This window comes from Pseudomonas sp. 13B_3.2_Bac1 (assembly GCF_025466205.1).
Lineage (GTDB): Bacteria > Pseudomonadota > Gammaproteobacteria > Pseudomonadales > Pseudomonadaceae > Aquipseudomonas > Aquipseudomonas fluorescens_H.
In genome coordinates this window covers 1-9,019 of record NZ_JANLOG010000074.1, presented here as the reverse complement: position 1 = coordinate 9,019, position 9,019 = coordinate 1, and the positions used below count along the sequence as shown (strand labels likewise).

Sequence of the window (9,019 nt, the reverse complement as noted above, 5' to 3'; positions counted from 1 at the left end):
CTCCCACTTTTAATTTGTGTACAGCCCCGGGTAGCCGGACATCAGGAGATGGAAGATGGATTTGAATGCAGAGGTAGACAACCTGGTCAAGGCGTCCCAGGCGTGGATTCCGATGATCATGGAATACGGCAGTCGCGTGCTGCTGGCAGTGATTACCCTGGCCATCGGCTGGTGGCTGATCAACAAAGTCACGCAAAAGCTCGGCGGTCTGCTGGCCCTGCGCAATGCCGATCTGGCACTGCAAGGCTTCATCAGCAGCCTGGCGAACATCATTCTTAAGGTGCTGCTGATCGTCAGCGTGGCCTCGATGATCGGTGTCGAAACCACCTCGTTCGTCGCCGCGATTGGTGCTGCGGGTCTGGCGATCGGCCTGGCATTGCAGGGCAGTCTGGCGAACTTCGCCGGCGGCGTGTTGATTCTGCTGTTCCGTCCGTTCCGTATCGGTGACTGGATCGAAGCGCAAGGCGTGGCGGGTACGGTCGACAGCATCCAGATTTTCCACACCGTGCTGCGTACCGGTGACAACAAGACCATCATCGTCCCGAACGGCAATCTGTCGAACGGCATCATCACCAACACCAACCGTCAACCAACCCGCAAAGTCGTGTTCGACGTGGGTGTGGATTACGAAGCGGATCTGCAAAAGGCGCGTCAGGTGCTGCTGGATCTGGCCAAGGACGATCGCATTCTGCAGGACCCTGCGCCACAAGCGGTCATTTCGACGTTGGGTGACAGTTCGATCACTGTTTCCCTGCGCGTCTGGGTTAAAACTGCAGACTACTGGGATGTGATGTTCATGTTTAACGAACAGTCGCGTGATCGTTTAAAGACTGCCGGTATTGATATTCCGTTTCCACAGCGCGTAATTCGCGTGGTTCAGGAGTCGGCAACACAATGATAGGTTGCTAATTAAATGCCTGACTTGTTGGTCAGGCATTTATTACAAGTGACAGGCAATAAAAAAGGCCCATCCGAAGATGGGCCTTTTTTTATGCTTCCAAACTAACCACTGACAATTACAGGATGTTCAGTGGGTATTCGGTGATCAGGCGGAACTCTTTAACGTCGCCTTCGCCCTGGTCTGCGTTGGCAGTGTGCCAGGCTTGACGGATGCGGAACGACAGATCTTTCGCTGGGCCAGACTGAACAACGTACTTGGCTTCGAAGTTGGTTTCGTGGTGTTTGCCATCTTCACCGTACAGCGGTGCGCCAGTGCTGGTGCGGTATTGGCTGTTTGCAGCCAGACCGGTACCGTCGATATCCCAACCTTTGACGTAACGAACCATGAAGCTCAGGCCTGGAACGCCGTACTCGGCCATTTTCAGGTCGTAACGGGCTTGCAGGGATTTCTCGCCTGGACCGTTGAAGTCAGAGTACTGGATGGAGTTGGCGAGGAAGATCGAGTCGCCGCCACGGTTGTTCTTGCCCACGCCAACGTAGTCGAAAGGGGTATCGCCGTTAACCTTCTGGAAGGCCAGGGTGAAGGTGTGTGCCTTCAGGAACGACAGCGCGGTTGCCAGGGAGAAGGCAGTGTTGCTGATGTCACCTGCCAGCTTGTCACCGGTATCGGTGGTGCGGTAGATGTTGAAGTCAGTGTTCAGCGAAGTGTCGCCACCGAATGGGGTGGTGAGGTTCACGTTCGCGTAGTACTGGTTCCAGACGTCTTGCAGCTTGGCACCGTAGAGCGACGCGCTCAGGTTTTCGGTGATGCCGTATTTGCCACCGAAATAGTCGATCGACTTGGCTTCTACGCCAGCGTAGTTCGCGTACAGGCCGCCGTCACGGGCGTTCTTGTCCTGGCTGGTCGCCGAGTAGAAGTGACCGGCTTCGAGGTCAAGGTCTTTGACTTCGCTGCTCTGCAGCTGGAAGCCGCTGGCAGTTTGCGGAATGAGGCGGGAACCACCGACAGCGAACACTGGAGCAGTGCTTGGCTGCTGGTCGCCGATTTTCAACTCGGTTTTGGAGATGCGGAACTTGATGGCAGCACCGGCTTTGCCTTGGCTGTCATCCACATCGTGAGAGTAACCGTTAGCCTTGACTACGTCACTACGGCTCATGTTGCCGGAACCGGAAGTACCGTCACCGCCATCCAGTTTGACCGCCAGGTAACCGAATGCATCGATACCAACGCCGACAGTACCTTGGGTGTAACCGGAGTTAAAATTGCCCAGGAAGCCTTGAGTCCAGTCTTTCTGGTCGTGGCCGCCGTTCTTGTTGTCGCGGTTGAAGTAGTAGTTCTTCAACGTTTCGGTGAGTTTTGCATCTTCAACGAAACCTTTGGCTTCTGCCTGGTCACTAACAAACGGGGCGGCCGTAGCCAATTGAGTGCTGGCTGCTGCTGCAACAGCCAGTGCGATTGTGCTCCACTTCATCACGCGCATCGTGATTTGCTCCTTTGGTTTTAGAAGAGTACTGCCGTCCCACCTGTTTTATTATCTGGGCGGCTCTTTCTTTTTGTGTCGGCGCAAACTTATATCACGCCGACAATGTTGGCGATACTTGCTCATACAACCTTTCATGTTCTTTACGACAGCGTCGCAAATGGCGTGGTTGATGTCGCAAATTCACAGTACCCATGCAGCCGGGCTGACAACTTTATCGCTGTTTCTGGGCCTTTTTGCATCGGTAAAAAAGAGTCCCTGGCAAAACACTTGAATCTCCATTGGGGCAACCCTGCCACCGTATTGGTTGGTCTCGAGCTGCCACTTCCGGTGGCGCGCTTATAGACCATGTGTGTACTGATGCAACAAGCGTGCACAAAGTGCAGGATTGTCGCGTTTATTTTTCTGAACACCCGCCTGTAGCCGTAAAAACCGCATAAAAACGGGGGTTCAAGCCCTTTTGTATCAGGGGCTTGACGCATACCTTCGCATCGTGTTGTCACGTTCGCATGGCGGCGTGACAACCAAAAACGTTACCGGTTCACCCCGTCAGTGAGTATTTGGCGGATGCCCGACGCACTCAGCGTAGACGCACTGTGCGGTTTTGGTGCAAAAAATTTACAGGCTGTACCGGATTCATACAGCTTGCGGTGAGTCTGTCACCGGATGGCCAAGGCTGTTTCAGCTAGTTGCTCGCGTTCGAGGCCGGTTCAGGCTCCGGGATGGTGCACATTCTTTGTAGTTGTCTCTTGTCAGGGCTGTGGTGGCCTGGTCGAGTGCACTCATCGTGAAGCCCGGCGCATTCGCAGGTATGCTGCCTGCCTGTCGCTTGGTGCGTTGCCTGTCTGGGTGGCCGCTAAGCTGAATATGTAGATCAGCCGGGAGTGCACGCAGTGTTTGCTTTAGATTCACGACTTCAACAGGACACCCTGACCATCGGCGACTTCCCGCTCTGCCGACTGCTGCTGTCCAATGATGCCAATTACCCATGGTTCATCCTGGTGCCTCGTCGCGACGATATCAGTGAGTTGTTTCAGTTGGATGTCGCCGACCAGCAGCAGTTGTGGCAGGAAACCACGGCGCTGGCCGAGTTGCTCAAGGACCTGTTCGATGCCGACAAGCTGAACGTCGCTACCCTGGGCAACGTTGTCAGCCAGCTGCATATGCATGTGATCGTGCGTAAGCGTGACGATGCGGCATGGCCAGCGCCGGTCTGGGGCAAACACCCGGCCAAACCCTATGGCGCCGAGGAGGTTGCGGCCATTCGTGAACGGCTGCGCCTGGTGCTGACTGAGCACTTCACGTTTCTGGAGGATTGAGCGATGAGCCTTGAAGAGCGCGTTACCGATCTGGAAAGCCGCCTGGCCTTTCAGGATGACACCATTCAGGCGTTGAACGACGAACTGGTGGCGCAGCAGCGCGTGATCGAGCGCCTGCAACTGCAAATGGCTGCGGTACTCAAGCGTCAGGAAGAAATGGTTGGGCAGTTCGATGCTTTTGAGGAAGAGGCGCCACCGCCACACTACTGATGTCGACGCTTTTGTAACGGCGTAAAAAAACCGCGATCAGCCAGGCTGCTCGCGGTTTTTTCTTGCCTTGGATCAACGGCGCGGCAGGGCGGCGATCACATCCTCGGCTTGCAGGCCTTTATCCCGGTTCATCACCGAGAACTCAACGCGCTGGCCTTCGACCAGTACGCGGTGGCCTTCGCCACGGATTGCCCGAAAGTGCACGAAAATATCATCGCCGGAATCCCGGGAGATAAAGCCGAAGCCTTTGGACGTGTTGAACCACTTGACGGTACCGGTATCGCGGTTGCTCATGTCATAGCTGACAGGTGCGGCAGCCGGTGAAGATTTGTAGAAGCTCACGGCCAGGTGCACAACCACGGCAACCAGGGCGATCACCAGGCTGAACAACACTGCCGGTTGACCGGCGATGACAGGCATCGGTGCGATCAGGGTCAGGGTTTGCAGGACGACAGTCAGCACGAGAAGAGCGCTGACCAGATTTTGCAGATGCTGGCGCGGGCCTTTGTTCCAGTAAGGGATCACTGGAGCGATGACCAGGTTCAGCAGGCCGAAAAAGGCCAGGTAAAGTGCATCGGGTTGTTGCAGGTAAGGAACGGCTTCGGATTTCAAGCTAGGTATGAACGACAGCAGCAAGGCCGCTGCGCCCATTAGCAGGTGGACGATTTTCAACATTTTGATTGGCTCACGTTATGACGGCTCACAAGGAAGAGCTGAAGGCGCACGGTTCGCTTCGGAACAATAAAGAGGCGTTGGACACGTGCCCGGCATCAGCCTATGCACGACACCCCTGAAAAATGGGGCGTAGCGACACACTGCCTATTTAACAGCAAAGCCTGCAGCTACTCAAATTACCCCGGCCAGCGGCACCGGCCCGGTCGATTTGTCGCACGGCGAGCGAAGATTGCCGGCTGCGAGGTGGCGCCTGCCTTGCTAGAGTGGGTCTGCACCTGTTGGATGAATTCAATCGCCTTAGGGGGTAAACATGGCAATCGATATCGGTATCAGTGAAGAAGACCGCAAGTCCATCGTCGAGGGGCTGTCGCGGCTGCTGTCGGACACCTACGTGCTGTATCTGAAAACCCATAACTTCCACTGGAACGTCACCGGTCCCATGTTCAGGACCCTGCATCTGATGTTCGAAGAGCAATACAACGAGCTGGCGCTGGCCGTGGACCTGATCGCCGAGCGCATTCGGGCCCTGGGATTTCCGGCACCGGGCGCCTACGCGACTTACGCGCGTCTTTCCTCTATCAAGGAAGAAGTCGGCGTGCCAAGCGCCGAGGACATGATCAAGCAATTGGTCGAGGGTCAGGAAGCGGTGACGCGCACCGCTCGCGGCATCTTCCCGCTTCTGGACAAAGTCAGTGACGAGCCGACGGCCGACCTGCTGACCCAGCGTATGCAGGTGCATGAGAAGACCGCGTGGATGCTGCGTGCGTTGCTCGAGACCTGATAGTCCGGTGCGCGGATGTCCCGGGGTGGTGGATGTCCGCGCGCTGTTTCAAATCTTACCGAACATGTCGGCTTATCCTACGCAGCTGGGCAACTAGTCGTCTGGCGCTGACTTTGCGTCTGCGTTTTTATGAAGACACAGGATGTTGTCTTTATAAAAAGCAGCGATGGCAAAGGAGTGTCAGCGATATGGTAGGTGGAGACAGGCGAAGCGAACATGTCGGTTCGCAGCAGGAAATGAAGGTCGATCCGTTTGTCAGCGATTTCGACTTCGAGCTGATCCGGCCGCTGGCAAGGTCAGTGCGCTTGAACGGGTTTGCCACGTGCTTGAGGCTCGAGCAGGTTTACTGGAACATTCTCGGTGAGATGGCCGGGCACAATGGCTGTTCGGTCAGTACGTTGCTGTCCCACGTTGACCGTCAGGTGCACCTGCGCCACGGCGGGGTGAAAAACTTCAGCGGTCTGGTGCGGGTGGTGTGTGTGATGAATGGTCTGCGGGATACCCCGACGGCCGTCATGCCCTGAACGGCCAATACTTGAAATGACGTGGCGGGCTGTGCAGTCTTACGGCTGCACAGCCCGCATTTAATGGATATAATCCCGCTCTTTCGCCGCAAAGCCCTGCGCGCGGTGGCAATCTGATCGCCGAGACACCTCCATGCCGATGTACGATTATCAATGTGCTTCCTGCGGTCATCAGTTGGAAGCCATTCAAAAGATCAGCGAGGCACCGCTGGTCGACTGCCCTGCCTGTCAGGCGCCAGAGCTCAAGAAACAGCTGTCCATGCCGGGTTTTCGCCTCAGCGGCAGCGGTTGGTACGAAACCGATTTCAAGACCGGAGCCAAGAAGAATCTGGCCGGTGGCGACAAATCTGACTAGGGTTCAGGCCCAGGTCGAACGACACGCGTGAGATTTCGCAGTGCTTGAGTGCGACGGGATCTCCACCGAATTTCGAATTACGAGAAGCGAAACCACTACCATGATGCGCAGCCATTATTGCGGCCAACTGAACGAAAGCCTGGAAGGCCAGGAAATTACCCTTTGCGGATGGGTTCACCGTCGTCGCGACCACGGCGGGGTGATTTTCCTCGATATCCGTGATCGTGATGGTCTGGCTCAGGTGGTGTTCGATCCGGATCGCGCCGAGAGCTTCGCCGCCGCCGATCGCGTGCGCAGCGAATACGTCGTGAAGATCACCGGCAAGGTGCGTCTGCGTCCGGCCGGTGCGACCAACGCCAACATGGCGTCGGGCATGATCGAAGTGCTGGGCTACGAGCTGGAAGTGCTGAACGAGTCGGAAACCCCGCCGTTCCCGCTCAACGAATACTCCGACGTCGGCGAAGAAACCCGCCTGCGCTACCGCTTCCTGGATCTGCGTCGTCCGGAAATGGCCGAGAAGCTGCGTCTGCGTTCGCGCATGACCACCAGCATCCGTCGCTTCCTCGACGAGAACGGCTTCCTCGACGTCGAAACACCGATCCTGACCCGTGCTACCCCGGAAGGCGCTCGCGACTACCTGGTGCCGAGCCGTACTCACGCCGGTTCGTTCTTCGCGCTGCCGCAATCGCCTCAGCTGTTCAAGCAACTGCTGATGGTTGCCGGTTTCGACCGTTACTACCAGATCGCCAAGTGCTTCCGCGACGAAGACCTGCGTGCCGACCGTCAGCCTGAGTTCACTCAGATCGACATCGAGACCAGCTTCCTCGACGAAAAAGACATCATGGGCCTGACCGAAGGCATGATCCGCAACCTGTTCAAGGAAGTGCTGGATCTGGAATTCGGCGAATTCCCGCACATGACTTTCGAAGAAGCCATGCGCCGTTACGGTTCCGACAAGCCGGACCTGCGTAACCCGCTGGAACTGGTCGACGTCGCCGATCAACTCAAAGAAGTCGAATTCAAGGTCTTCAGCGGCCCGGCCAACGATCCGAAATGCCGTATCGCTGCACTGCGCGTTCCAGGCGGGGCGAGCATGCCGCGCAAGCAGATCGACGACTACACCAAGTTCGTCGGCATCTACGGTGCCAAGGGCCTGGCGTACATCAAGGTCAACGAGCGCGCTGCCGGTGTTGAAGGTCTGCAATCGCCGATCGTGAAAAACATCCCTGAAGCCAACCTGAACGTGATCCTCGATCGCGTCGGCGCGGTTGACGGCGATATCGTGTTCTTCGGCGCCGACAAGGCCAAGATCGTCAGCGAAGCCCTGGGCGCGCTGCGTATCAAGCTCGGTCACGACCTCGACCTGCTGACCTGCAAGTGGGCGCCAATGTGGGTCGTCGACTTCCCGATGTTCGAAGAAAACGACGACGGCAGCTTCTCTGCGCTGCACCACCCGTTCACCGCACCGAAGTGCTCCCCTGAAGAGCTGGAAGCCAATCCGGCCGGCGCTCTGTCCCGCGCCTACGACATGGTGCTCAACGGTACCGAGCTGGGTGGCGGTTCGATCCGTATCCACCGCAAGGAAATGCAACAAGCGGTGTTCCGCCTGTTGGGTATCAATGAGGCGGAACAGGAAGAGAAGTTCGGCTTCCTGCTCGACGCGCTGAAGTACGGTGCACCGCCGCACGGTGGTCTGGCCTTCGGTCTGGACCGTCTGGTGATGCTGATGACCGGCGCCCAGTCGATCCGTGAAGTGATCGCCTTCCCGAAAACCCAGAGTGCTGCGGACGTCATGACGCAAGCGCCGGGTGTGGTGGATGCCAAGGCACTGCGCGAGCTGCACATTCGTTTGCGCGAAACGCCAAAGGCTGAGTAAGACGGGCCTGAAGGCGCATCTTCGGATGCGCCTTTTTTCTATCTGTAGAGAGCAGGTCGAGATTTTTTGTTTGCTGGCCGCTGCATGAGCAGGGCGGGCAACGTTTCAAGAGAATTCGGAGCGAGTTATGGCAGGTCATTCCAAGTGGGCGAACATCAAGCACCGCAAAGAACGTCAGGATGCCAAGAGAGGCAAGATCTTCACCAAGTGGATTCGTGAGCTGACCGTTGCGGCCCGTCAGGGCGGCGGCGATCCGGGTTCCAACCCGCGTCTGCGCCTGGCCCTGGACAAGGCGCTGGGTGCGAACATGAGCCGCGACATCATCGACCGTGCCGTCGCGCGTGGCGCCGGTGCGACCGAAGCGGACAACGTTGAAGAATTGACCTATGAAGGTTACGGCCCGGGCGGCGTGGCGGTGATGGTCGAGTGCATGACCGACAACCGCAACCGTACCGCAGCTGCCGTGCGCCATGCGTTCAGCAAATGCGGCGGCAACCTCGGTACCGACGGTTCGGTTGCGTATCTGTTCGAGCGCAAAGGCCAGATCAGCTTCGCCCCGGGCGTCGATGAAGACGCGCTGACCGAAGCGGCGCTGGAAGCCGATGCCGACGACGTGGTCAGCCATGAAGACGGCTCGATCGACGTGTTCACCTCGTTCACCAGCTTCTATGCCGTGCGTAACGCGCTGGAAGCGGCCGGGTTCAAGGGTGACGACGCAGAAATCGTCATGCAGCCGACCACCAGCGCCGAACTGGATCTGGAAGGCGCGGAGAAGGTGCTCAAGCTGATCGACATGCTCGAGGATCTGGATGACGTGCAGAACGTCTACTCCAACGCGGACATTCCGGAAGATGTGGCCGCTCAGCTCGGTTAAGAGCGACTAGGCTTCAATGTGGGA

The 9,019-nt window shown here is 57.4% G+C and carries 10 protein-coding genes; 8 read left to right on the top strand and 2 right to left on the bottom strand.

Features of this window, described 5'->3' with window-relative positions; genetic code table 11:
- Positions 1-55 precede the first annotated feature (55 nt).
- Complete coding sequence (locus tag NTD85_RS11470; protein ID WP_262142189.1) at positions 56-898, top strand: mechanosensitive ion channel family protein; 843 nt, start codon at positions 56-58, stop codon at positions 896-898.
- Positions 899-1,016: 118 nt separating this feature from the next.
- On the opposite strand, the gene NTD85_RS11465 is transcribed toward NTD85_RS11470, so the two are convergent.
- On the bottom strand, positions 1,017-2,381 hold the full coding sequence (locus NTD85_RS11465; protein ID WP_003227544.1) for an OprD family porin: 1,365 nt from the start codon (positions 2,379-2,381) through the stop codon (positions 1,017-1,019).
- Between the two features lie 893 nt (positions 2,382-3,274).
- Between NTD85_RS11465 and NTD85_RS11460 the strand changes: the two genes are divergently transcribed.
- Both NTD85_RS11460 and NTD85_RS11455 read left to right on the top strand, forming a co-directional pair.
- Positions 3,275-3,700 (top strand): HIT domain-containing protein, encoded by a 426-nt coding sequence (locus NTD85_RS11460; RefSeq protein ID WP_262142188.1) that lies wholly within the window; start codon positions 3,275-3,277, stop codon positions 3,698-3,700.
- Between the two features lie 3 nt (positions 3,701-3,703).
- Complete coding sequence (locus tag NTD85_RS11455) at positions 3,704-3,910, top strand: SlyX family protein (protein WP_003227541.1); 207 nt, start codon at positions 3,704-3,706, stop codon at positions 3,908-3,910.
- A gap of 72 nt (positions 3,911-3,982) precedes the next feature.
- On the opposite strand, the gene NTD85_RS27655 is transcribed toward NTD85_RS11455, so the two are convergent.
- Positions 3,983-4,585 (bottom strand): cold-shock protein, encoded by a 603-nt coding sequence (locus NTD85_RS27655; protein ID WP_003227539.1) that lies wholly within the window; start codon positions 4,583-4,585, stop codon positions 3,983-3,985.
- Between the two features lie 310 nt (positions 4,586-4,895).
- Between NTD85_RS27655 and NTD85_RS11445 the strand changes: the two genes are divergently transcribed.
- From NTD85_RS11445 to NTD85_RS11425, 5 genes are all read left to right on the top strand, one after another.
- Positions 4,896-5,366 carry a Dps family protein gene (locus NTD85_RS11445; RefSeq protein ID WP_003227537.1) on the top strand — a complete coding sequence of 157 codons (471 nt, stop codon included), beginning with the start codon at positions 4,896-4,898 and terminating at the stop codon, positions 5,364-5,366.
- A gap of 188 nt (positions 5,367-5,554) precedes the next feature.
- Complete coding sequence (locus NTD85_RS11440) at positions 5,555-5,890, top strand: ribbon-helix-helix domain-containing protein (protein WP_103485161.1); 336 nt, start codon at positions 5,555-5,557, stop codon at positions 5,888-5,890.
- A 133-nt stretch (positions 5,891-6,023) separates the two neighbouring features.
- Positions 6,024-6,245 (top strand): FmdB family zinc ribbon protein, encoded by a 222-nt coding sequence (locus NTD85_RS11435; protein ID WP_003227532.1) that lies wholly within the window; start codon positions 6,024-6,026, stop codon positions 6,243-6,245.
- 100 nt (positions 6,246-6,345) lie between these two features.
- Entirely contained in the window at positions 6,346-8,121 is a 1,776-nt protein-coding gene (gene aspS, locus NTD85_RS11430; RefSeq protein WP_003227530.1) for an aspartate--tRNA ligase, read from the top strand.
- A 127-nt stretch (positions 8,122-8,248) separates the two neighbouring features.
- Positions 8,249-8,995, top strand: a complete 747-nt coding sequence (locus tag NTD85_RS11425; protein ID WP_003227527.1) for a YebC/PmpR family DNA-binding transcriptional regulator — start codon at positions 8,249-8,251, stop codon at positions 8,993-8,995.
- The last annotated feature ends 24 nt before the right edge of the window (positions 8,996-9,019 follow it).

Coding starts and splice junctions, on each gene's coding strand:
- NTD85_RS11470 (WP_262142189.1), top strand. CDS start 56: ATGGATTTGAATGCAGAGGTAGACAACCTGGTCAAGGCGTCCCAGGCG.
- NTD85_RS11465 (WP_003227544.1), bottom strand. CDS start 2,381: ATGCGCGTGATGAAGTGGAGCACAATCGCACTGGCTGTTGCAGCAGCA.
- NTD85_RS11455 (WP_003227541.1), top strand. CDS start 3,704: ATGAGCCTTGAAGAGCGCGTTACCGATCTGGAAAGCCGCCTGGCCTTT.
- NTD85_RS27655 (WP_003227539.1), bottom strand. CDS start 4,585: ATGTTGAAAATCGTCCACCTGCTAATGGGCGCAGCGGCCTTGCTGCTG.
- NTD85_RS11445 (WP_003227537.1), top strand. CDS start 4,896: ATGGCAATCGATATCGGTATCAGTGAAGAAGACCGCAAGTCCATCGTC.
- NTD85_RS11440 (WP_103485161.1), top strand. CDS start 5,555: ATGGTAGGTGGAGACAGGCGAAGCGAACATGTCGGTTCGCAGCAGGAA.
- NTD85_RS11435 (WP_003227532.1), top strand. CDS start 6,024: ATGCCGATGTACGATTATCAATGTGCTTCCTGCGGTCATCAGTTGGAA.
- aspS (WP_003227530.1), top strand. CDS start 6,346: ATGATGCGCAGCCATTATTGCGGCCAACTGAACGAAAGCCTGGAAGGC.
- NTD85_RS11425 (WP_003227527.1), top strand. CDS start 8,249: ATGGCAGGTCATTCCAAGTGGGCGAACATCAAGCACCGCAAAGAACGT.